This window comes from Shewanella sp. FDAARGOS_354 (genome assembly GCF_002209245.2).
GTDB lineage: Bacteria > Pseudomonadota > Gammaproteobacteria > Enterobacterales > Shewanellaceae > Shewanella > Shewanella xiamenensis.
In genome coordinates, this window is record NZ_CP022089.2 from 938,703 (window position 1) to 961,156 (window position 22,454).

Annotated in this window: 21 protein-coding genes, 3 tRNA genes and 1 pseudogene; 9 read left to right on the forward strand and 16 right to left on the reverse strand. The window is 44.3% G+C overall.

Annotation, left to right across the window (positions count from 1 at the left end):
- Window positions 1-68 precede the first annotated feature (68 nt).
- Together gap and CEQ32_RS04335 are read right to left on the reverse strand one after the other, a co-directional pair.
- Window positions 69-1,079, reverse strand: coding sequence for a type I glyceraldehyde-3-phosphate dehydrogenase (gene gap / locus CEQ32_RS04330; protein WP_037418518.1), 1,011 nt, complete (start codon window positions 1,077-1,079; stop codon window positions 69-71).
- A 214-nt stretch (window positions 1,080-1,293) separates the two neighbouring features.
- A complete protein-coding gene (locus tag CEQ32_RS04335) occupies window positions 1,294-2,181 on the reverse strand; it encodes a DUF2989 domain-containing protein (RefSeq protein WP_088585562.1) in 888 nt (295 codons plus the stop codon).
- Between the two features lie 206 nt (window positions 2,182-2,387).
- On the opposite strand from CEQ32_RS04335, the gene CEQ32_RS04340 reads away from it, so the two are divergent.
- From CEQ32_RS04340 to CEQ32_RS04365, 6 genes are all read left to right on the forward strand, one after another.
- Complete coding sequence (locus CEQ32_RS04340; RefSeq protein ID WP_023267065.1) at window positions 2,388-3,821, forward strand: glyceraldehyde-3-phosphate dehydrogenase; 1,434 nt, start codon at window positions 2,388-2,390, stop codon at window positions 3,819-3,821.
- Window positions 3,822-3,992: 171 nt separating this feature from the next.
- Window positions 3,993-4,427, forward strand: coding sequence for an IS200/IS605-like element ISShes8 family transposase (gene tnpA, locus CEQ32_RS04345; protein ID WP_039978090.1), 435 nt, complete (start codon window positions 3,993-3,995; stop codon window positions 4,425-4,427).
- A gap of 281 nt (window positions 4,428-4,708) precedes the next feature.
- Window positions 4,709-4,784, forward strand: a tRNA-Gly gene (locus CEQ32_RS04350).
- Window positions 4,785-4,807: 23 nt separating this feature from the next.
- A tRNA-Cys gene (locus tag CEQ32_RS04355) sits at window positions 4,808-4,881 on the forward strand.
- A 49-nt stretch (window positions 4,882-4,930) separates the two neighbouring features.
- Window positions 4,931-5,017: transfer RNA gene (locus CEQ32_RS04360), tRNA-Leu, on the forward strand.
- Between the two features lie 294 nt (window positions 5,018-5,311).
- Window positions 5,312-6,505 (forward strand): amino acid aminotransferase, encoded by a 1,194-nt coding sequence (locus tag CEQ32_RS04365; RefSeq protein WP_037418524.1) that lies wholly within the window; start codon window positions 5,312-5,314, stop codon window positions 6,503-6,505.
- Window positions 6,506-6,603: 98 nt separating this feature from the next.
- On the opposite strand, the gene CEQ32_RS04370 is transcribed toward CEQ32_RS04365, so the two are convergent.
- A complete protein-coding gene (locus CEQ32_RS04370) occupies window positions 6,604-7,524 on the reverse strand; it encodes a YvcK family protein (RefSeq protein ID WP_088585563.1) in 921 nt (306 codons plus the stop codon).
- A 290-nt stretch (window positions 7,525-7,814) separates the two neighbouring features.
- Between CEQ32_RS04370 and CEQ32_RS04375 the strand changes: the two genes are divergently transcribed.
- Window positions 7,815-8,627, forward strand: coding sequence for a glucosaminidase domain-containing protein (locus tag CEQ32_RS04375; RefSeq protein WP_055647950.1), 813 nt, complete (start codon window positions 7,815-7,817; stop codon window positions 8,625-8,627).
- Entirely contained in the window at window positions 8,620-9,243 is a 624-nt protein-coding gene (locus CEQ32_RS04380; protein WP_037418533.1) for a DUF2987 domain-containing protein, read from the forward strand. The genes CEQ32_RS04375 and CEQ32_RS04380 overlap by 8 nt, the downstream gene beginning before the upstream one ends.
- Window positions 9,244-9,299: 56 nt before the next feature.
- Here CEQ32_RS04380 and ttcA read toward each other — a convergent pair whose 3' ends face one another.
- The 11 genes from ttcA to ccoN form a co-directional block, all read right to left on the reverse strand.
- Window positions 9,300-10,268, reverse strand: coding sequence for a tRNA 2-thiocytidine(32) synthetase TtcA (gene ttcA / locus CEQ32_RS04385; protein ID WP_047536988.1), 969 nt, complete (start codon window positions 10,266-10,268; stop codon window positions 9,300-9,302).
- Window positions 10,269-10,345: 77 nt separating this feature from the next.
- Window positions 10,346-11,278, reverse strand: a complete 933-nt coding sequence (uspE, locus tag CEQ32_RS04390) for a universal stress protein UspE (RefSeq protein ID WP_088585564.1) — start codon at window positions 11,276-11,278, stop codon at window positions 10,346-10,348.
- Window positions 11,279-11,404: 126 nt separating this feature from the next.
- Window positions 11,405-12,157 (reverse strand): electron transport transcriptional regulator EtrA, encoded by a 753-nt coding sequence (gene etrA / locus CEQ32_RS04395; protein ID WP_037418542.1) that lies wholly within the window; start codon window positions 12,155-12,157, stop codon window positions 11,405-11,407.
- 55 nt (window positions 12,158-12,212) lie between these two features.
- Window positions 12,213-12,905 carry a sulfite exporter TauE/SafE family protein gene (locus tag CEQ32_RS04400; protein ID WP_192959165.1) on the reverse strand — a complete coding sequence of 231 codons (693 nt, stop codon included), beginning with the start codon at window positions 12,903-12,905 and terminating at the stop codon, window positions 12,213-12,215.
- Between the two features lie 8 nt (window positions 12,906-12,913).
- Window positions 12,914-13,117 carry a cbb3-type cytochrome oxidase assembly protein CcoS gene (gene ccoS, locus CEQ32_RS04405; protein ID WP_037418545.1) on the reverse strand — a complete coding sequence of 68 codons (204 nt, stop codon included), beginning with the start codon at window positions 13,115-13,117 and terminating at the stop codon, window positions 12,914-12,916.
- Between the two features lie 20 nt (window positions 13,118-13,137).
- Entirely contained in the window at window positions 13,138-15,537 is a 2,400-nt protein-coding gene (locus tag CEQ32_RS04410) for a heavy metal translocating P-type ATPase (protein ID WP_088585566.1), read from the reverse strand.
- Window positions 15,538-15,559: 22 nt separating this feature from the next.
- On the reverse strand, window positions 15,560-16,039 hold the full coding sequence (locus CEQ32_RS04415) for a FixH family protein (RefSeq protein ID WP_037430483.1): 480 nt from the start codon (window positions 16,037-16,039) through the stop codon (window positions 15,560-15,562).
- Between the two features lie 110 nt (window positions 16,040-16,149).
- Window positions 16,150-17,118 (reverse strand): cytochrome-c oxidase, cbb3-type subunit III, encoded by a 969-nt coding sequence (gene ccoP / locus CEQ32_RS04420; RefSeq protein WP_037430481.1) that lies wholly within the window; start codon window positions 17,116-17,118, stop codon window positions 16,150-16,152.
- The gene (locus CEQ32_RS04425) at window positions 17,118-17,294 is read right to left on the reverse strand and encodes a CcoQ/FixQ family Cbb3-type cytochrome c oxidase assembly chaperone (RefSeq protein WP_011072349.1); all 177 of its coding nucleotides are present in this window, start codon (window positions 17,292-17,294) and stop codon (window positions 17,118-17,120) included. Before CEQ32_RS04425 ends, ccoP begins: the two co-directional genes overlap by 1 nt.
- 11 nt (window positions 17,295-17,305) lie before the next feature.
- Window positions 17,306-17,932 carry a cytochrome-c oxidase, cbb3-type subunit II gene (gene ccoO / locus CEQ32_RS04430; RefSeq protein WP_023265294.1) on the reverse strand — a complete coding sequence of 209 codons (627 nt, stop codon included), beginning with the start codon at window positions 17,930-17,932 and terminating at the stop codon, window positions 17,306-17,308.
- 12 nt (window positions 17,933-17,944) lie between these two features.
- Window positions 17,945-19,381 carry a cytochrome-c oxidase, cbb3-type subunit I gene (gene ccoN, locus CEQ32_RS04435; RefSeq protein WP_011072351.1) on the reverse strand — a complete coding sequence of 479 codons (1,437 nt, stop codon included), beginning with the start codon at window positions 19,379-19,381 and terminating at the stop codon, window positions 17,945-17,947.
- Window positions 19,382-19,604: 223 nt separating this feature from the next.
- Here ccoN and CEQ32_RS04440 point away from each other — a divergent pair, with 223 nt between their 5' ends.
- On the forward strand, window positions 19,605-20,090 hold the full coding sequence (locus CEQ32_RS04440) for a hypothetical protein (protein ID WP_037418559.1): 486 nt from the start codon (window positions 19,605-19,607) through the stop codon (window positions 20,088-20,090).
- 108 nt (window positions 20,091-20,198) lie between these two features.
- On the opposite strand, the pseudogene CEQ32_RS04445 reads toward CEQ32_RS04440, so the two are convergent.
- Window positions 20,199-21,771, reverse strand: a pseudogene (locus CEQ32_RS04445) (DUF3369 domain-containing protein).
- A 146-nt stretch (window positions 21,772-21,917) separates the two neighbouring features.
- A complete protein-coding gene (locus CEQ32_RS22920) occupies window positions 21,918-22,454 on the reverse strand; it encodes a hypothetical protein (protein ID WP_088585567.1) in 537 nt (178 codons plus the stop codon).

Genomic DNA, 22,454 nt, shown 5'->3' on the forward strand with positions numbered 1-22,454 from the left:
CAGTTGCCATACGGAAAATAACAAAAAGCCCTGCATTTGCAGGGCTTTAGCTAAATCGCTAATCGAGATTATTTAGCGTTCATTAACGCAACCGCGTTGTCTAACATACGGTTACTGAAGCCCCATTCGTTATCGTACCAAGCCATTACTTTGACTAAACGGCCGTTAACACGGGTTTGCGTCGCATCGAAGTTAGATGAAAACGCATTGTGGTTAAAGTCGATAGATACCAATGGCTCTTTGTTGACGGCCAATACTTCGCTCAGTGGTGCTACGCTTGCTGCACGCTCGATGATGGCGTTAACTTCTTCAACGGTTGTGTCACGTGATGCAATGAAAGATAAATCCACTAAAGACACGTTAACAGTCGGTACACGTACCGCTAAACCATCGAATTTACCTTGTAATTCAGGCACAACTAAACCTACTGCCGCGGCAGCGCCAGTTTTAGTTGGGATCATCGACAGTGCCGCTGCGCGGGCACGGCGTAAATCTGTGTGGTATACGTCAGATAAACGTTGGTCGTTGGTATACGCGTGGATGGTGGTCATCAGACCTGATTCGATACCAATTTCGTCATTTAACGGCTTAGCGAAAGGCGCTAAGCAGTTAGTGGTACATGACGCGTTAGAGATAACTGTCATATCCGCGGTCAACACATTGTTGTTCACACCGTAAACGACGGTTGCATCAACGTTTTTGCCTGGTGCAGAGATAATCACTTTCTTTGCGCCAGCGGCTAAATGCGGTTGAACAGAATCTTTAGAAGTGAAGATACCGGTACATTCAAATACCACGTCTACTTGTAGGTCGCCCCAAGGTAATTTGCCTGGATCGCGCTCTTGGAAAGTGAGGATCTTGTCACCGTTAACATAAATTGCTTCCGCATCATGCTCAACTTTGGCATTGAAACGACCATGTACAGAATCGTATTTTGTCAGGTGAGCGTTGATTGAAGCGTCGCCTAAATCGTTGATGGCAACAATTTTGATTGGGTAAGCTTTTTCGCTTTCGTACAGGGCGCGTAATACGTTTCTACCGATACGGCCGTAACCATTTATTGCAACACGGATAGTCATCTCATATCCCTCTGGTGATTATAAAATTCAACTGGTAGTAAAATTACCAAACTGACAGCTATCGTCAAGTTAATTCGGCTATTTTGCCGGGATTTGGTTAACAAATTAGGTGTTTTTTTTACATTGCTCGCGAAAACACCTTTTTCAGCACTGCATTTGGATAAAAAATTACAAGATGGCAAACATTTTGCCGACGTTACTCAAGGCCCAAGCCTTAAGGCGAGTTTGGCTTCTCTGGTTCGACGGGAGTTGCCGCTGGCGGTGTTACCTCTGTCCGAGGTGGAGCAAGCCAGAGCGCAACCGGACTAGTCGAATAGAGGCCATTTTCTAACGCATTGATCAAGTTCTGGGCGTATTCATCTAATCTTGTCGCCAGCGTTTTGTTGCCACCGATTAAGGCTAGCATCTTATCTTCAGAATACTTCTGCTGCGTAAGTAGTAAATTGGCTTTTGTCAGCATGTAAGTTTTTTCAAGCGCTTGGGTTTGGCGATAGGCTGCAGCGAGCCCAAGCAACCAATTTGGATCAAAGTCAGCGTATTGGATCTCTGCGAACACAGTAAGGTAGAGTTGTTGCGCTTTGATGGCATTACGGTTGCTGTAGTAGGTGGCTATTTGCGCTAAAAGAAATGGCTCAGTGACTTCGCCAGCATTTTCTTGCGCCAAGAGTCGGTTTAACGCATCCGTGTCACCAAAACGTGTCCATTGATAATAAGACATAAACGGGTCTTGGCGCTCGCGGGTTTCATCCTGCAACCGACTCAAATTTTGTGTACTTAGTCGAAAGGCTCTGGCTCTATCAGCTGTGCGGCTTGTGTGGATAATGTGCTGAACGCCTGAGGCCAATTCAATACATCGACTATAGTCCTCGAGGTAAGTTAACTGTTGATAGAGTTGCTTGCCTGTTGGATTTTTATTGTCCATTAGATCGTATCGACTTTGGATCAACTTTGTTTTTTCGGCTAAACACCAGCCATCCTTATGCAAATCGGCACAAATTTCAGGATTATTTTTACAAATCGTTTCGATATTTCGGCCATTATCACAACCGAAAAGGCTTATCGCGAGGGTAAATGATGTAATTATTACTAGATTTTGTCTCAAAATACGCTCCAAAATGCAATTTTCTCTAATAAAATTACAGATTTACAGAAAATATCTTACTAGCAAGCTGGGTCAGTTTTCATTACAATGGCGCCGACCAAAACAGAGGGTTTTCCCTAAAACCTACATAAGATTATTGGTCTTTTCGTCATGTTACTCAAACCTTTCAATATATTTTATTGAAAAGTGAGATAAAGGATCTGTAAATGAGCGCTGATAAACACCTACAAAGTTGGCAAGAACGTTTTGAAATGGCAGAGGCAATGCAACCTTTGCTGGGCAAGTTATACCGTAACCAAGGCGTCGAAGTTGTGGTTTATGGTAAGCCATTACTCAATGCTTCTACTATTGAGATTATTAAAGCGCACCGTTTAGTTCGTCGTCATGTCGGCGAGAAATTACGTTTACGCGAGAGTTTCCCGTTTGTTCAAGCCTTAAGCAGACTCGCTGTTAAACAATGTAAAGTGGATATTGGTAAGCTTGCTGTCAAATACTGGGCTGAACATACTGATACCAACGAAATTGAAAGCTATATGGCACGCGAATTAGCGGCTGCGATTGATCATGCTGATGATATCGCTCCGCGTGATGTGGTGTTGTATGGTTTTGGTCGTATTGGCCGCTTATTAGCGCGCTTACTGATCGAACGTACTGGTCGCAGCAACAAGTTAAGACTGCGTGCAATCGTATTACGTGGTGGTAAGAAGGGCGATTTAGAAAAACGCGCAAGCTTACTGCGTCGTGACTCTGTTCATGGTCCATTTAACGGTTCTGTTGAAGTGGATGAAGAGAACAACGCCATCATCGCTAACGGTACTTATATCCAAGTAATTTACGCAAACTCACCAGATGAAGTGGATTACACCAAATACGGTATTACAGATGCCTTAGTGGTAGACAACACGGGTATTTGGAAAGACGAAGCAGGCCTTGGCTTACACTTGAAGAGCCCTGGTGCAAGCAAAGTATTACTGACAGCGCCTGCTAAAGGCGCCATCAAGAACATCGTTTACGGTGTGAACGAAGGCGACATTACGCCAGAAGACATCATTGTGTCAGCTGCGAGCTGTACCACTAACGCCATTACACCAGTACTGAAAGCGGTAAACGATAAGTACGGTATCGAGAATGGTCACGTTGAGACGATTCACTCATATACAAACGATCAAAACCTGATCGACAACTACCACAGTGCTGACCGTCGTGGTCGCAGTGCACCATTAAACATGGTGATCACTGAAACGGGCGCAGCTAAAGCGGTTGCTAAAGCTCTGCCAGTATTAGCGGGTAAACTGACAGGCAACGCGATTCGCGTGCCAACGCCAAACGTGTCTATGGCAATCATCAGCATGAACTTAAATGCTGAGACCAACAAAGACGAATTGAACGAATACCTAAAAGACACGGCGCTGCAATCACCCTTGCAGAACCAAATCGACTACACAGACTCAACTGAAATCGTATCAAGCGACTTAGTGGGTTCTCGCTATGCGGGCGTGGTTGATTCTCAAGCGACCATCGCCGAAGGTAAACGCGCCATTCTGTACGTATGGTATGACAACGAATTTGGTTACAGCTGCCAAGTAGTCGGTGTGATGCAAACGATGTTAGGCTTAACAACGCTGTCTCTGCCTGCTTAATTGCGACAGACAGAAGTACAACGAGAAAGCGCCTGAGAGGGCGCTTTTTTTATTTTTAGCCCAAAACCACCTACTTCAGTAGGTGGTTATCATCATTTGAGGCTTTGCCTGTATACCTACCCATGTTAAATGCATCTTTGATTTTTAGCGAAGTCAAAAGAGGCAAATAACATGAGTAGATACGAGCAAGCATCGCATGTGTTCTGGCGATGTCAATATCATATAGTCTGGACACCAAAGTACCGCTTTCGGATATTGAAAGGTAATGTCGGAAAAGAGGTTTATCGATGCATTCAGGTTTATTGCCATCAAATGGGATGCATAGTCATGGAGCTAAATGTTCAAGTTGACCATGTTCATTTAGTGGTGAAGGTACCTCCGAAGATATCTATATCGAATTTAATGGGGGCGTTAAAAGGTAAGATAGCTTTGAAAATATTCAGTAAATTTCCTTACCTACGTAAGAATAAACTTTGGGGAAATCATTTTTGGCAGAGAGGATACTTCGTCGATTCGATTGGAATTAACGAGGAAATAATCCGTAGATACGTTAGGCATCAAGAGAAAGTAGAGCGGCAAGAGCAGGGTCAACTTGCTCTTGAATAAAGGCCCCCTTTTAGGGGGTTAAAACAAAGCCACCTTCTTTAGAAGGTGGATTCTTTACACTTCAATTATGTTGAATAACAATTTATCTGGACATTGTTATTGAGCAAATCCGTGAATTGTTGATTCTATCGGCAAGTTTATATCGCTATGGCTGAATATTGGGCAAACAGTGTGGTTAAGCGCAATATTTCAAATTTGTTGATTGACTCTGAAGGTTAAATCGGTAGAATGCCAATCCGCAGTCAGGGGAAAGCGTAGTAACGTTACTCTATGACATCGATGCGACATTAGCTCAGTTGGTAGAGCGATACCTTGCCAAGGTATAGGTCATCGGTTCGAACCCGATATGTCGCTCCAACTCTTTACGAGTTTGGAAATTTGGCGCGATGGCAGAATGGCTATGCTGCGGATTGCAAATCCGTCGATCTCGGTTCGACTCCGGGTCGCGCCTCCATAGATTAAAGTATTAATGATAAGATTACTGTCGTTAATATAAAGAGTTTGCCCGAGTGGTGGAATCGGTAGACACAAGGGATTTAAAATCCCTCGCTGGTAACAGCGTGCCAGTTCAAGTCTGGCCTCGGGTACCATAACATAAAAAGGCCTAACATTTGTTAGGCCTTTTTTATTGGCAATAATTTCAAGTTTATAACTTTAAAGCCACTCTTGAAGCGATAGTGATCTGCCTCTAAAAAATCATATTTTTCAAAAAATTCAGCTTTCACATAAATGATCTCTCATTTAGTTGTTATTTATTTTAATCAATCCATAATAGCCAAACTATTTCCTTAAGAAGCGGTAATAGGCGCTATTCCCTCTCTTAAGACAGTGGTATAAATAAGCTGAATTTTCCCCCTACACGTGAACATTTAGGATAAGTAGTCATGATTTTCTCTCAGGTAGTACTCGCACCCGCCGATCCCATCCTTGGTTTAACCGATACATTTAAGGCCGATCCGCGCCAAGATAAAGTCAACCTTGGTGTTGGCATTTATAAGGATGAAGCAGGGCAGACTCCAGTATTGCAATCAGTGAAGAAAGCTGAAGCCCTATTGCTTGAGCAAGAGAAAACTAAAAACTATTTAGGGATAGAAGGGGTTCAAACCTATAATCGCGTAGTACAAGAGCTGCTATTTGGTGAAGGTAGTGATCTCGTGACTTCTGGCCGAGCAGCAACGGCTCAAGCGCCTGGTGGTACAGGTGCACTGCGTATTGCTGCCGAGTTCTTATTGCGTAATACGCCATCGCGCACTGTGTGGGTAAGTAATCCAACTTGGGCAAACCATCAAAATATTTTTGAAACTGCGGGTTTGACGGTTAAAGAATACGGTTACTACAACGCCAGTGCCCACGATATTGATTTTGATGGCATGATGACAGATCTCGCCAATGCACAGGCGGGTGACATTATTCTACTGCACGGTTGCTGTCATAACCCAACGGGTATTGATTTAACGTTAACCCAATGGGAATTAGTCGCTAATCTCTGTGCGGACAAGCAATTAGTTCCATTATTCGACTTTGCATACCAAGGTTTTGGTGCTGGTATTGAAGAAGATGCTGCTGGTTTACGCTTAGTTGCGTCAAAAGTACCAGAACTATTGGTCGCAAATTCATTCTCTAAAAACTTTGGTTTATACAACGAGCGTATCGGCGCCGTGACTGTGGTTGCACAAAATGCCGATGAAGCGGTGCGTGCATTTAGCCAAGTGAAACGTACTATTCGTGCAAATTACTCAAATCCACCAGCCCATGGCGCGTTAATTGTGAGTACGATTCTGAGTGATGCATCATTGAAAGCCCTTTGGGTACAAGAGCTGACCGAAATGCGTGAACGTATTGCCGAGATGCGTACGCTATTTGTACAAAGCTTAAAAGATGAAGGTGTGACACAGGACTTTAGCTTTATTTCCCGTCAAAACGGTATGTTTAGCTTCTCCGGCTTAAATAAAGCACAGGTTGCCCGTTTGAAAGACGAGTTCGGCATTTATATCGTCGGCTCGGGTCGCATTAGTGTGGCGGGTATGACCAAAACTAATATGCCTGTGATCTGTAAGGCGATTGCTCAAATCCTCTAACTTAAAAGAGGCTCACGAAAAAGGACAGCTTAGGCTGTCCTTTTACTTTTATGCGGTCGATAAACTTAAGTTTTATGGTTTATCAGTATAGACAACAATTACGAAGCCAATGTTTCTAAAGATAATTCTGACTTTATCCGCAGTATGGCGTTAAGCGCATCACGCAGACTAGCCTGATCATGCAATTGCGGATTATGACGATTTTTTAAGGGAAAATAATTAACTAGGGTGCCTAAACGCACTTGTTCCGAATGTCGCAGCACTTTAGTGATCACGGGTTTACCAATTACTTGATGGCACCAGGCTATGCGCTGCTCAATACTAAACTGGCCTGCTGGCGAAGTTTCTTCATTCAGATTATCGATAAAGACTACTGGCGCGGTTGTCATTGCTAATGCTTTAGCAAAGCAGGGTAATAAGAGAGGTGGCATCACACTCGTAAGAAAACTGCCAGGTCCCAAGATAATCAGATCCGCGCGGCAAATGGCTTCACAGGCTTCGGCTGTCGCATCAACTTGTGGCTCAAGGCATAGTGCAATGGGAGCTTCATTCATCTTGTCGACATTCACTTCACCAAACACTTTTGAGCCGGACGCTCGTAATGCCACCAAATGGGTTGGTTGCTCCGACATCGGAATGATATTGGTCTCAATTTTAAGCATATGCCGAATAAGATTGACGGCTTCGAGGGGCCTAACGCACAACTTATCTAAGGCGAGCAACATCAAATTACCTAGATTGTGACCACTGAGTTCAGTTTCGCCCTGAAAGCGATACTCAAATAATTGTGAGCCGACAGAAGGACGATGAGCAAGTTGGGACAAACAATTGCGCAAATCACCCCAAGCAATGCAGTCCTGCTCGGCTCTTAATCGACCTGTAGAACCACCATTATCCGTCGTAGCAACAATACCTGTGAGACGATTGCCTAGAAAATCGAGTGATGAAAGTACACGTCCAAGACCGTGGCCGCCACCGATAGCCACTACATGATTGAATTGGTTTAAGATTTGCTGCATGAGGCTTCCTTCCTGAATACCCGTAAAATCCTATCCTGTTATCAACTAGGATAAACTCAGTTTGTTACTGCCGAAGCTAACGGAACCTTAGTATAAAAGCTCAGTCAAAAGCATGCACTAAAAATTCTCACGCATTCTAATACTTAAGCGCCGGATCGCATTTTAAATATGTGTGAATGCAGTATTGGGAAGAATTGTTGTTTTTGCATCCAAATTTCGTGAATTTCAAGATATGACATATAATCTGGCGCTTATTTTGCCACTAGTAACTCAACATCGAAGGTGACTTATTGAAAACTGGTAGAATTGGTTCGTTTACACTCGCGTTAGCCCTAGTGATCTCGGCGATTTTTTCGTTGAGATTGTGGCTCATTCCTACGACGAATGAGCCTGAATCTATTGTTAACCAATTGGAAAACGCCGTTGAGCCTGTTACGCAAGTTCCTGACTTTTCTGCTATCAGTGATGTTGCAGAAAAAAAACGTGCCTTTTTTAACTTTTTGAGGCCGATTGTTCAACAACAAAACGCCATTATTGCCACTGAACGTGAATTTATCATTGATATGTTGGCAGTATTAGATAATGGCAATACGTTGTCCGAATCACAGTTAGCGCAGCTCAATCAATTATTTGATAAATATCAATATGCTGCCCGCAGTGTCGATACTAAATCCCTTAACAGCTTACTCAAACGGGTTGATATTATTCCAGAATCGATGGTGCTGATCCAAGCGGCTAATGAATCTGGGTGGGGCAGTTCTCGTTTTGCTCGTGAAGGTTTTAATTTCTTTGGTGAATGGTGTTTTAGTCATGGCTGCGGCATTGTGCCTTCTTCGCGAGGCTCAGGTAAAATACACGAAGTAGAAATATTTCCATCGGTAGACGCTTCAGTTTCCTCCTATATGCGTAATTTAAACTCGAACACAGCATATGCCTTGTTTCGCTCAATTCGAGCCGATTTACGTGCTCAGGAGGCCGAGTTGAGTGCCGACCAACTTATCTATGGATTAGTGAATTATTCTGAAAGGCAAGAAGCTTATATCGATGAATTACTCGATATGTTACGTCATAATGAAAAATATTTGGTGAAGGCGGATGTATAAAAAATGGTTGTTAGTGGGAGTTTGCTTGTTTGCATCAAATGTGCAGGCAGAAACAATTTCCCTTGAATATAAAGGGTTTTATGACAGATTGAAGCAGGTCAATAAGGGCAGTTATCAGTTAGTCGAAGTGGCCTTTAGTGTACCAATGCTGCCTAACTGCCATATTCAGAGTGGTACCATTTCGAGTGAATTAAATTCAACGCCACTCACTTATACATCTGCGCAACGTTTGTTTATTCCCTTTGATGATGCACTGAAAGACCAGCGGGCATTAGTAAATCTAGAGTTTGAGGGTAAGGCTGAAGGCTGTGGAATTGCGATGCAAGTGCGCTCGAAGCAAACACAAGTTCAATATGATCAAGAACGCTTACAGCAAATTGCTAATGAAATGGATGACTTACTAGGGGCTATGCAGGGCTTCCCGATGCGTTACTTTAAGGATCCTATTGCAGGATTAAATTTTGAATTTGCTCAAGATCAAACTGTTACCGTGACGCTTGATGGGCGTGAACAACAGGTGAATACCAGCTTTAAGCTGAGCGTTGAGCAGATCAATAGTTTGACATCATTGCAATTTAGCCATGTGCCGACCGTATTAAGTCCTTGGGTTAAGTAACAATAGATTAGCTATAAAAAAGCCCACGTCAGTGGGCTTTTTTATGCTTGTCGCATTTACGCTTCGTACACGTTGACGATATTGATGCGTTTTGCCGCATCTAAATCGATATGGCCGTTGTTAGCAATATCGAGAAAATCAAAGGCGGGCAGTTCAGCTTCGGCCACATCCCCCTTCATCGGCGCGTTGGGATCGCGTTTCAACGATACAAAGTCAAATTGGTCACGGTCAACACCCTGTGAAGGTGCAGTATTTTGCATAGCAGTGAAAATGGTTTCAATACGGCCAGGATATAGTCTATCCCACTGATTGAGCATGTCTTTAACCGCTTGACGCTTGAGGTTTTCCTGAGAGCCACAGAGATTACAAGGAATAATGGGGAATTTTTTAAGCTGTGCGTATTCTTCCAAATCCTTTTCACGACAGTACGCAAGTGGGCGAATAACCACGTTTGCGCCATCGTCTGAGAGCAACTTAGGTGGCATGGCTTTCATCTTGCCGCCATAAAACATATTGAGGAATAGCGTTTCAATAATATCGTCTCTGTGATGACCGAGAGCTATCTTGGTTGCGCCAATTCGTTGCGCAAAACCATAGAGAGTGCCACGACGCAGGCGAGAGCACAGTGAGCAAGTGGTTTTGCCTTCAGGAATTTTCTCCTTCACAATCGAGTAAGTGTCTTTTTCAAGAATGTGGTAGGGAATATTAAGGCTATCTAGATAGGCAGGCAGTATATCTTCAGGGAAACCTGGCTGCTTTTGATCTAAATTAACGGCAATAATTTCGAACTGTACAGGCGCGCGCTGTTGTAGATTGAGCAGAATATCCAGCATAGCATAGCTGTCTTTACCGCCACTTAGGCAGCACATGACTCGGTCACCATCTTCAATCATGTTGTAGTCGGCGATAGCACTACCCACTTCACGACGCAGACGCTTCTGTAATTTATTCAGACGGGTAATTTGTTTTTTTGATAATTCTTCAGGCATTTGACTCGCCGTAACTTCAGACATAGCTTCCAACATAAAAAAAGCGCCCAGTAACTCAGTTTCAGGGCGCGTATTATTCCAGCTATCGACGGCGGGGTAAAGAGCGGCGTGCGCTATGCCTCTTCAAGCGGCGATTTATAACCATCAGGTTTGATAGCTAATAAATCACAATTGATGCTATCGATAACATGTTCTGCTGTGTTGCCAATGAGTGCTGCTGAAAAGCCCGTACGACCGACTGTACCTAAAATAACTAATTCAGCATCGAGCTGCTCAGCAAGCTCAGGGATCACATCCTCTGGCAATCCTTCCCTCACATGGCAATGGAGTGTATCGATACCATAGGCATTAGCCAGGTATTGCACTCTTTGTTCGTGTTGTAGGCGAATGGTGTCGTTGTAGGTTTGTGCATCAAAATCGGGGAGTTCAATGGCAAGATTTACCGGTGTACCAGGATAGCCATTGACTAAGTGAACTTCGGCGGCAAATTTTGCGGCTAAATCCTTCGCATGTTCAATAATTTTGCCGTTAAGCATTTGATGATCGGTATCCTCAGTCGCCACGTTTACCGCACAGAGGATTTTACCGGTTTCAGGCCAATCATGATCTTTGACCATTAATACAGGAACAGGGGCTTTACGCATTAAATGCCAATCCGTCGGAGTAAAGATCACCGCTTTTAATTTATCATGAGCATGGGTGCCTTTAACAATCAGATCATATTGCCCTGCAATGGCATAGTTAATAATGCTTTCAAAGGGGCGGTTGTGCCAAATAACTTGCGTATCAATATTCAGTTGTAGGTGGTTATAGGCTGACAGCAGATCTTGTATCCAAGCTAAACGTTGATCAATCACACCTTGGCGCATGGCTTCGCGCTCTTGGCTCGATAGAATCGATGTCATTTCATAGGAGAAGTCAAAAATCGAAAGAAACACGGTCACATGGGCGTTACTTTTACTGGCTAAGGTAACCGCTCGAGCGAGTGCCACTTGATGTTCTGTCGTAGGATCGACAACGACCAGTATTTTTTGATAATCCTTCATAACTTGTTCCTTTAGTCATAGGCTCATATTCATCATGAGCCTTTGGCAATTATCTGTATTGTTCTAGATCAAAACTCTTTTGAAAACCAGTGCCTAGCGCCAAAAACGCATGATTAATGATGAAGCTTATCTGGCAATTCTGGCATTACCCGCTAGAAGATTAAGTTCATTATAATCAACGATAATGATGTACTTACCTTTTACTTCGATTAACCCAGATTTTTGGAAGCGGCCTAACAAGCGACTGATGGTTTCAACGGTAAGGCCTAGGTAATTACCAATATCCCCACGTGTCATGGTCAAGCGAAATTCTTTGGCAGAAAAACCTCGATTACCAAAGCGGTTAGCGAGATTACTGATAAATGCAGCGAGGCGTTCTTCTGCATTTTTCTTACTGAGCAGCAAAATCATTTCTTGATCGCTCATGATTTCATTACTCATTAAGCGCATGATTTGTTGGCGTAATTTAGGCATTGTGCCTGAAAGTTCATCGAGAATATTGAAGGGTATTTCACACACCATGGAAGTTTCTAAGGCTTGTGCAAAACTTTGATGAGATTGTGCATGAATACCATCAAAACCAATGACATCTCCCGCTAAATGAAAGCCAGTGATCTGTTCATCGCCTTGTTCGGTGATCGTGTAACTTTTTATGGTGCCTGAGCGGATCGCAAAGAGTGATTTTAAAGGATCACCCGATTTAAAAATCTGTTCGCCTTTTTGAATAGGTTTCTTACGCTCAATAATGTCATCGAGTTGATCGAGTTCATTTGCATTGAGGGTGAATGGGATACAAAGGGTTCCCATACTGCAATCGTGACAATGAATTGCGCACCCACTGGCGGCGGGACGACGGTTTTTATTCTGCTCTATTGTCATGTCGGTTCTCAAGTTAATCCACTGCAGCCATGTTAAACCAATTCATTCGCTTGGGCTAGTTTAGCTGCGACAGGGCGATATATAAAGTTTGTGCACCAAAGGCAATTAAAAGTAAGCCACTCAATAATCTAACGGTTTTTTGCTGTACCCAATTGGCTAAGCGTTTGGCCGCCAATCCTGCACTGAGTAGTGCAGGGAGTGTACCCAAACCAAATGCCAGCATAATCAAGGCGCCTTGACTGGCAGAACCTGCCGCTACAGACCAAGTTAAGGTGCTATATACCAGTCCGCAGGGCAGCCATCCCCATATCAATCCCGCGGTGATGGCTTGCATTGGCGTAGTGATTGGCACCAGACGTTGTGCTATGGGTTTCAAATAACGCCACAATACCTGACCAAGGCGTTCAATTTGTACTATTCCGATCCAAATTTTTGCAATGTAAAGCCCGGTTGCAATCATCATGACGCCGGCGATGATCCGGAGAATTAATAGGTAGCTATCTAGCTCAAATAAGTGCCCAAGCATGGCAGATGAACCGCCGACTAAAGCGCCCGCGAAGGTATAACTGACAATCCGGCCAAGGTTATAACTTAATAAGTAAGTGAGTTGATGGGCTAAGTGGTTTCCTTGCTTAGGATTAGCAAGCTGAGAGGAAAAGGCGCCAACAAGGCCACCGCACATGCCAAAGCAGTGAGCGGCTCCCATTAGACCAACGAGAAATGCACCCATTACATTGTATTCAATCACAGTGCCAGTCACTGAGGCATGCCTTTGTCTTGAGATTCCTGTTGCTTGATGCTCGCAGGATTAGGTTTGTCGGCATCTTCATCGAATAGAATTGAGACACTTTGGCGGTCTAAATCATCGAATTGTTCGGATTTTACCGCCCAAAAGAACACGGCTACAGCGATCAACACAAAGATCATCGCAATAGGGATAAGTACATAAATGATGCTCATTAGCTAAGCCTATTTTATTGTTATATTTTAATTCGTAATAATCTCAAACTGTTACCCACAACAATCAGTGAGCTTGTCGACATGCCGATAGCGGCAATATAAGGTGCAACATGGCCGGTTACCGCTAAAGGTAAAATGAGCGCGTTGTAACCTAATGCCCAAGCGAGATTTTGGCGAATAATTTGTGTGGTCAGTTTAGCAACCCTCACCGCTTGGGTGAAGCGGGAGAGGTGATCGCCAAGCAAAATAAGATCGGCACTGTTTTTGGCAATTGCACTACCGCTGCCCATGGCCACGGATAAATCGGCGCCAGCGAGTACTGGTGCGTCATTTATGCCATCACCGAACATCACCACAGGATTGGATTGCTGTAACTTATTCACTAGCGAGAGTTTATCGGCCGGTGTGAGTCCACTGTGTACATCCGTAATGCCGAGCTCTTTTGCCAATTGATGCACATGCCCAGAGCTATCCCCGCTGGCGATACTGACCTTGCAACCTTGTTGCTTCAGTATGTCGACAGTTTCTTTGCTATCGATACGAATATTGTCTTTGATCTCAATAGTGGCGATAACCTTTAGTTGGTCATCATTGGCACGAGCAAGCCAAATCTGTTGATTGATAAACTCTGAATTGACTATTGCGCCAGTAAAGTGAGCATTCCCAATGCGATATTCAGCGCCATTGATAATGCCTTTAACCCCAAAACCCACTTCATGGTGAACCTGATTTGCGACGACATCGGGTGTCAAATAAGCAGCAAATGCAGCAGCAATGGGATGACGAGAGCCCGTTTCTAACGCTGCGGCAATCGCTAGTACTTGTTCTTTACTAAAATCACCATGACATTGCACCTTGGCTATCGATAGCGTGCCGCAGGTGAGGGTGCCGGTTTTATCAAATACTACATGCCTGATTTGAGGCAGTTTTTCAAATACACCCGCCTTACGGGTAATGATCCCAAGACGGGTAAAAATCGCGGTCGCGCAGGTCACTGCGGTAGGCGTCGCCAGCGCAAGGGCGCAAGGACAGGTGGCCACTAATACTGACAAGGTCACCCAAAAGGCGTCTTCGGGGGAGATTTGTAGCCACACCAGATAGGTGATTGTCGCTATGGTTAAGATAGTGCCTGAGAAATAACGCGACAGTTTATCGGCTAGCATAGCGACGGCAGGTTTAGTGTTTGAGGCTAATTCCTGCAAGCGAATAATTTCAGCAACCAATTGGTCTTGCCCAAGAGCGGTGACTTTTACCTTAATGGGTTGGTCTAGGTTAATGGTGCCTGCAAATACTTGGCTATCGACGGGCTTTTCAATCGGCATTTGCTCACCGGTGAGCATGGCTTCATTGATGCTGGTGTGGCCGTCAACCACGATTCCATCGGCGGCGACCATTTCACCGGGTTTAATAAGGATAATATCCCCAAGACATAATTTTTTAGCGGGGATCTCTTCTTGCCCCTGCGCCGTAACCAGATGCGCCGTTAACGGCACTAACTTATGCAGATTGCTGGAGCTAACGGAGGCCTTTTGTCTGGCCTTCTGCTCGAAATAACGTCCCAGCAGCAGGAAGAAGGTAAACATGGAAACGGATTCAAAATAGACTTCGCCCGTGCCGTTAACGGTCGCAAAGCAACTGGCGATATAGGCGCCGCCAATGGCGATAGAGACCGATACGTCCATATTGAGTTTGCCACTGAGCAGGGTGCGAATCGCGCTAAAATAGAAGGGCTGCGCCGAATAGAGCACCACGGGCGTGGCGAAAATCATGCTCACCCAGCGGAAATAATCCCGATATTGCACATCCAAATCGGTAAAGTAACCGGTATAGAGGGCGAGTGCGAACATCATCACTTGCATGGTGGCAAAGCCCGCTAAACCTAAACGCAGTAAGAATTTACGGCTATTTTGCTTGGCGGTCAGTTCTTGTTCATCCACTTGATAGGGCGCAGCTTGATAACCGATACGGCTAATTTGCCCCAAAATATCACTGAGTTTAACTTGTTGTTTATCCCAGCTAATCAGCGCCCTTTGGGTGGTGGAGTTGACCATCACTTGGCTTACGCCAGGCAGTTGCTTCACTTTATGTTCAATTAACCAAGCGCAGGCCGCGCAGGTAATGCCATCAATGGACAGCGACACTGAGTCGCTATTCTCCACTGAGTGGACAAAGTCCTGCTGTACCTCGGGCAAGTCATAGGCACTAAACTGATTTAATTCATCAGGCACAAGGGCCGTCTGTTTATTACCTGGCTCAGTTCTAAACTTGTAATAGCTTAATAAGCCTGCATCAACAATGGCTTGGGATACCGCTTGGCAGCCTGGGCAACACATGAGTTCATCGCGATCATTAATGCGAGTGACAAACTGCGTGCCGGTGAGTACAGGTTCATTACAGTGAAAACAACTTGGATGTGTCATAGCAATACTTATTCAACCACCGTCAGTTCAACCACAATTGGACGTTGTCTTTTAATTCGACACGTTGATGAATACGCCATTTACCGTCAAAACCTTCGAGGCGGACTTCCCAAGCACCCGTTAACACATCGGGCAGAGTAATGCGATACACATGATTGGCATCGGCGGTGACAGTGGTCTTAATATCTCTTTCGGCAATCGTTGGGTGGTAAAATTCGACTTTCAACGCAGCTTGATAGGCTGGGCCGCCGTGCTGAGTGAATAGGAGTTCATGGTTATTCTGTTCAAGTTGCCATTGCATGCCAAGCTGCTTGGCATATTTGACTTTACTCAAGTCCATGTTGATGGCTTTGCCTTCTTTGTAATAATCCTCGGCAACCAGAGAGTCAGAGTTTGAGAGGGCAATTTTTAGCGTGGTAAAACTTGCGACGACGGCACATAAAGGAAGAATAATTAAAAACCAAGGCCAAAACTGCTTATACCAGGGTTGTTGTTCGCTCATGTTAAATACCCATTATAAAAATTTGCGCCATTTTACCGTTAAAAGGTGGCTTTAGCACTTTAAAAAAAAGGCCCCGACGTTATCGAGGCCTTAGTGTTACTCATATCTAATTACTTGTTTGACAAGCTATAAACATAAGCTGCGATCACGTGGACTTTCTCTTCACCGAGAACGTCTTTCCATGCTGGCATCACGCCTGCACGGCCGTGTTTGATCGTTTCTTCGATCACACCACGGCTACCGCCATATAACCAAACATCGTCAGTTAAGTTAGGTGCGCCCATGAGCTTGTTGCCTTTTGCGTCCATACCGTGACACGCAAAACAACCTTTCATGAATGAACCTTGACCAAGAGCTGCGAGTTTCTCGTCGTGTTCACGACCAGATAACTTAACCACATACTCGGCTAGACCTGCAATTTCGCTATCGTCGATTGGCAAACCACCTTTCGGTGGCATCATGCCATGACGACCGCTCATGATGGTGGTTTTAATCGTGGCTAAATCGCCACCGTATAACCAATCACTGTCGGTCAGGTTAGGGAAGCCTTTGCTACCACGTGCGTCAGAGCCGTGGCACTGCGCGCAGTTTTGTAGGAACAAACGGCCGCCCACTTTCAACGCTTCTTGGTTTTTCACTAACTCTTCGAGTGGTGTTGCCAAGTAAGCCGCGAAGATTGGGCCATATTTTTCGTTAGCGTGTTTAACTTCTTGGTCGTACTGAACGTACATGCCTTCTTTTGCCGCCAGCTCAATCGCGGCTACAGAATCGGCTTTAATACCTTTCTCTGTACCAATGCTTTGGTTAGAGCTGGTCCAGTTCAGTAGACCTTTGTAGTTACCTAAACCTGGGAACAGGGCTAAGTACACTAGGCCAAACACGATAGTGATATAGAACATATAACTCCACCATTTTGGCAGTGGGTTATTGAGTTCTTCGATACCATCGAAACTGTGACCCATGGATTCGCCTTCTTTGACATCGGTGGTGTTCTTTGAACACACACGTAGCAACAGAAAACATCCTGCGATCACAATTAACGAGAGTACGCTAATCCAAATACTCCAGAAGCTACTCATCACTTATTCTCTCCTGAGTCCTTCGATTCCTTGCTGATTTCCTCATCGGAAAACACAAGATTCGCTGCTTCATCAAAGGATTTTTGACGACGCGAGCTATATGCCCAAGCAAATATACCGACGAAGGTCAGCATCACAATGATGGTTAAAATACCTTGTAATGTGCCGTAATCCATATACTGCCTCCTTATTTGAGTGCGTGACCCAAAGACTGAAGATATGCAATCAAGGCTTCCAGCTCTGTCTTACCTTCAACAGCTTTCTGCGCGCCTGCGATTTCTTCATCGGTGTAAAGATCCTTACCTTTGTAACCGCCTTTGTGCATGTTACGCAGAATAGTCATCTTGTCGCCGGTTAACTTGCCGTCTAACTTGTTTTCGGCAAGCCATGGGAAGGCTGGCATATTCGATTGAGGGACCACAGCACGAGGATCGATTAAGTGAACTTCATGCCATTTATCGCTGTAGCGACCGCCAACACGGGCCAAGTCTGGACCAGTACGCTTAGAACCCCATTGGAATGGGTGATCCCAAACAGACTCACCGGCAACAGAGTAGTGACCGTAACGTTCAGTCTCTGCACGTAAAGGACGGATCATCTGACTGTGACAGTTGTAGCAACCTTCACGTACATAAATGTCACGGCCTTCAAGTTGCAGGGCAGTGTAGGGTTTCAAACCTTCAACAGGCTCAGTGGTATCTTTTTGGAAAATCAGCGGCGTGATTTCAACCAAGCTACCGAAGCTGATAGCGATAACAGTGAATATCGCTAACAAACCGATGTTTTTTTCAACTATCTCATGATTAAATTTCATCGAGTTTGCTCCTTAAGCCGCTTTTGCTTCAGCCAGTGCTGGCAATGAATCTTTAGAGGCTTTCACAGTACGGATCACGTTGTATGCCATGATCAGCATACCGGTTAAGAAGAAACAACCGCCGAGGAAACGTACGAAGTAGAAAGGATAAGAAGCTTCCAGACTTTCAACAAAGCTATAAGTCAAAGTACCGTCAGCGTTAACTGCACGCCACATCAGACCCTGCATTACACCCGAAATCCACATAGACACGATGTAAAGAACAGTACCGATTGTCGCTAACCAGAAATGCACGTTAACTAACTTGATGCTGTACATACGGCCATGGCCGAACAGTACTGGGATCAAGTGATACAGAGAACCGATAGATACCATTGCAACCCAGCCTAGCGCGCCGGAGTGAACGTGACCTACTGTCCAGTCTGTGTAGTGAGATAAAGCGTTAACTGTCTTGATGGCCATCATCGGACCTTCGAAGGTCGACATACCATAGAAAGACAGAGAAACCACTAAGAAACGCAATACTGGGTCAGTACGCAGTTTGTGCCATGCGCCAGATAAGGTCATGATACCGTTGATCATACCGCCCCAAGATGGTGCGAACAGGATCAGTGACATCACCATACCTAAAGACTGAGTCCAGTCAGGCAGGGCAGTGTAGTGTAAGTGGTGAGGACCTGCCCAAATGTACAGTGCGATCAGTGCCCAAAAGTGCACAATCGACAGACGATATGAGTAAACAGGACGACCCGCTTGCTTAGGAACGAAGTAGTACATCATACCTAAGAAGCCAGCGGTTAACAGGAAGCCTACCGCGTTGTGACCATACCACCATTGCACCATGGCATCGACCGCGCCACTGTACATAGAGTATGACTTAAACAAGCTAACAGGAACGGCCATTGAGTTCACGATGTGAAGCACGGCAACCGTAATGATAAATGCACCAAAGAACCAGTTCGCTACGTAAATATGCGATGTTGTTCGTTTGATAATAGTGCCGAAGAACACTATTGCATAGGATACCCAAACGATCGTAATAGCGATATCGATTGGCCATTCTAATTCAGCATATTCTTTACCGCTGGTATAACCCATTGGCAGAGTGATGGCTGCTGACAGAATGATGGCTTGCCATCCCCAAAACGTAAATGCAGCTAATTTAGGTGCAAATAGTCGGGTTTGACAGGTGCGTTGTACGACATAATAGGATGTTGCAAAGAGGGCTGATGTTCCGAACGCGAAAATTACCGCATTGGTGTGTAATGGTCGCAAGCGACTATACGTAAACCAAGGCGTATCGAAGTTCAGATGTGGCCAGATTAACTGAGCCGCAATTAAAACACCGACTGACATACCAACAATACCCCACAAAACTGTGGTTAAGGCGAATTGGCGGACAATGGTGTAATTGTAATCAGCGCCTGTTGGCTGGGAATGGTTCATCATAATGCTTCCACTGCTTATTACTTTTACTTTTAGTAAAGACTAGCTTTACCTGTTATATATGACACAAAGCTCATGTCCCTATAAGGGTTATGAAGCCATGTCAATGCGTTACCCTACACATTTGTGCTCAAATATGAGGTTTCGCAATGATACTTGAGCCATGTCAAAAAAGATACCAAAGAAGGGGGACGGAAAGTTGATCTAGATCAACCTACGCCATAGAATGTTAACATCTTGCATCACAAGGTTAATTTTTGTGCTTAATCGCAAACGTCTCCCGCTTTACATCATGTTAATTGCGTTGAATCTTAGCGCTTGTGATAAAAAAGCCGAGCAACAGGTAAAAATACCGCCTACAGATCCCACTCTTTGTGTGTTTACTCAGGGGGATTGCATTAAAAAGGTCGGGGATATAGTGCTGAGCATCAGCCTTTCGCCAGATCGTGCGCCAAGTGAAAAACCATTAACATTGAAGCTATTATCTTCTGATGTACTTGATAATTTACAGGTCCGTTTAGAAGGTAGAGATATGTTTATGGGCATTATCCCTGTCAATATTCGTCAACTCGATAAAACAACCTATGAGGGGCAGTTGATTTACGGTTCCTGTAGCAGTGGATATATGGTGTGGCGTGGTTTTATCAGTTTTAGTCGAAATGGTATCGAGCAAGCCGTTATTTTTGACTTTCTTGCCGATAATCCATATTAAGTTTATGGCGTTCGCCGGATAAAGAGCTTGTTAACAATATTAACTCCCGCTCCTTATTCATATGATCGATTATCATAGGTGGATGATTGATTATGAATGCTTTTTTGGCTATTCATCATGATCCTTCCAGTTTTCCTTTACCTGTACAAAAATATCGATGTTATTGATAAAGAGTTCGAGTAAATCAGGATCAAAATGTTTACCTGCACCTTTACGCATTTCATCGATAACCTCTTCCAGTGGCCAAGCTGCTTTATAGCAACGTGCATGGGAAAGAGCATCGAACACATCTGCAATTGCAACAATACGGGCAAAAATGTGAATTTGTTCTTGTCTTAAATTGGCTGGATAGCCTGAACCATCATACTTTTCATGATGTTGCAAGGCTATAATCGCAGCGGCTTTTAGGATAGGCCGCTCGGAATTAGCGAGGATCTGGTAGCCAATAGTAGGGTGCTGACGCATAACCGACCATTCTTTATCGTCTAACTTGCCTGGCTTAAGCAACACCGCATCGGGGATCGCTATCTTACCAATATCATGCATAGGCGATGCTCTGCGTAAAAGTTCAGCTTCGGTCTCAGATAATCCTGCAAGTAGTGCCAGTTTGGCACAATATTCGGCCATACGTTTTACGTGATTAGCAGCCTCTTTTGAGCGGCTTTCAACGACATCTCCTAAACGTAGAATAAGTTCAGACTGGGTATCTTCGACCTCTTGATTTAGAAGTAGGTTCTCAAAGGCGATACCCACATTTATTGCAAAAATATCAATAAGTTTTTTATCTAAATCGTCGATTTTATCAATCCCATCCATATAAAGCAGGTTGATAAGCCCGCTCTTCGTTGGGAAATAGCCAACGAAACAGTTATCTTCATATAAACAACGCTTTTGTGCGAGAGCCGTGCGTAATAACTTATCAATATGCATTGGTAACACTTTGTTCGCGGGACTCTCGGCAAATTGTCCCGTCCCCGCCAAAATCTTAATCTCAGCAGATTCCATATGGCCGCTTATCGCATCCATGGCATTGCAGGTTAGCAGCAGTGTTTCGGAATCGAGATTCAATAGGGTTGCAACTTGGGTCAGCAAGCCATCAGCGAATCGATAGAGCGTTCTGAGTTCAAATAATCCTGAGGTTGCCTCGAGCACTCGCTCTAATCCTTTTCGATGATTCAGCTGTGCACGCCTTGCTTGTTCGATTTCCATAATGTCGCGGTAAGAACGCAGTGCCGAGTAGACACTTGTCATTAACTTGCGTGAATCGAGTTCAGATTTTGCCTTATAGTCATTGATATCGTAGTTGACGATAACATCTTCTTCAGGAGCTTGGCCTGGCTGTCCTGTGCGCAAAATTAGGCGGATTGTTTTTATGTTCCTCACGGATCCACTTTACTAACTCCAAGCCAGCATGATCGGTTTCCATTACAACATCAATAAAGGCAATTGCCAGATCTTGTTCATTTAAAAGAAATTCTTTAGCTTGTTCAGCACTATAAGCGTTAATAAAGGAGAGGGCACGACCATCGAGTTTAAAACGAGAAAGTGCAAGTTTAGTGACCGTGTGTACATCAGGCTCATCATCAACAACAAGAATTTTCCAGGGCGCAGAAAATGCAGAAGTTTCTATGGTTTTTTTCCCTGAAAAGAGCGGCTTTTTCTTTGTAAGATCAATCACCATCCGAGACCTCATCACTTAATTTATGTCGCACAGTTAGAGTGTAGTAGAGGGTCCAACGGGATTCTGAATTTTTTTCACAAAAAATTATTTAAGCCATTGATATTATTAATATATAAATTGATTTAAACCTGCTTTTACGAGACGTTTTAAAAATCCAATTCTTCTCTGAATTTACCGTTCCAGGCGCATATAGCCGGAAACTTATTGTACTTACCGTGGCAGTTGTCCTTTGGTGCAAGGAACGAAATCAAGATGTATTCCAAAGAATACGGATAGCGCCAGATCCAGAAGTAAAGCCGGTCTGCTCTCTCCCCTTTGCCAATGAATCGATAGCATCGTTCTCTCAGATCACTCGAGGCACCGACGTACAGAACCTGTTTGTCACGGATCACAGCATAACAACCCGGTCTTGTCGGCAATGACTGCATTTCGTCATGATCGTTCACGTTGACGCTATTCTTTTTGCTCGGGTGAATACGCCTGAACATATCTCGGGAAATGTTTTGTGGTGTTGGAGACTGCGATTTTAGCTGGGTAGTTTTAAAGTGTGCCCATTTACTGTTGGGGTTTAAGTCATAGTTGCCTGGAGCTAAGATAATTTCATCATGAAATATAAGCCCGCCTACTCCGTGCTGCTGTTGCCACCACCGTGGCATAGCATTCACTCGGTGTCTTGGCTTCAT

Coding starts and splice junctions, on each gene's coding strand:
- gap (WP_037418518.1), bottom strand. CDS start 1,079: ATGACTATCCGTGTTGCAATAAATGGTTACGGCCGTATCGGTAGAAAC.
- CEQ32_RS04340 (WP_023267065.1), top strand. CDS start 2,388: ATGAGCGCTGATAAACACCTACAAAGTTGGCAAGAACGTTTTGAAATG.
- tnpA (WP_039978090.1), top strand. CDS start 3,993: ATGAGTAGATACGAGCAAGCATCGCATGTGTTCTGGCGATGTCAATAT.
- CEQ32_RS04365 (WP_037418524.1), top strand. CDS start 5,312: ATGATTTTCTCTCAGGTAGTACTCGCACCCGCCGATCCCATCCTTGGT.
- CEQ32_RS04370 (WP_088585563.1), bottom strand. CDS start 7,524: ATGCAGCAAATCTTAAACCAATTCAATCATGTAGTGGCTATCGGTGGC.
- CEQ32_RS04380 (WP_037418533.1), top strand. CDS start 8,620: ATGTATAAAAAATGGTTGTTAGTGGGAGTTTGCTTGTTTGCATCAAAT.
- ttcA (WP_047536988.1), bottom strand. CDS start 10,268: ATGTTGGAAGCTATGTCTGAAGTTACGGCGAGTCAAATGCCTGAAGAA.
- uspE (WP_088585564.1), bottom strand. CDS start 11,278: ATGAAGGATTATCAAAAAATACTGGTCGTTGTCGATCCTACGACAGAA.
- etrA (WP_037418542.1), bottom strand. CDS start 12,157: ATGACAATAGAGCAGAATAAAAACCGTCGTCCCGCCGCCAGTGGGTGC.
- ccoS (WP_037418545.1), bottom strand. CDS start 13,117: ATGAGCATCATTTATGTACTTATCCCTATTGCGATGATCTTTGTGTTG.
- CEQ32_RS04410 (WP_088585566.1), bottom strand. CDS start 15,537: ATGACACATCCAAGTTGTTTTCACTGTAATGAACCTGTACTCACCGGC.
- CEQ32_RS04415 (WP_037430483.1), bottom strand. CDS start 16,039: ATGAGCGAACAACAACCCTGGTATAAGCAGTTTTGGCCTTGGTTTTTA.
- ccoP (WP_037430481.1), bottom strand. CDS start 17,118: ATGAGTAGCTTCTGGAGTATTTGGATTAGCGTACTCTCGTTAATTGTG.
- CEQ32_RS04425 (WP_011072349.1), bottom strand. CDS start 17,294: ATGGATTACGGCACATTACAAGGTATTTTAACCATCATTGTGATGCTG.
- ccoO (WP_023265294.1), bottom strand. CDS start 17,932: ATGAAATTTAATCATGAGATAGTTGAAAAAAACATCGGTTTGTTAGCG.
- ccoN (WP_011072351.1), bottom strand. CDS start 19,381: ATGATGAACCATTCCCAGCCAACAGGCGCTGATTACAATTACACCATT.
- CEQ32_RS04440 (WP_037418559.1), top strand. CDS start 19,605: ATGTTAACATCTTGCATCACAAGGTTAATTTTTGTGCTTAATCGCAAA.
- CEQ32_RS22920 (WP_088585567.1), bottom strand. CDS start 22,454: ATGAAGCCAAGACACCGAGTGAATGCTATGCCACGGTGGTGGCAACAG.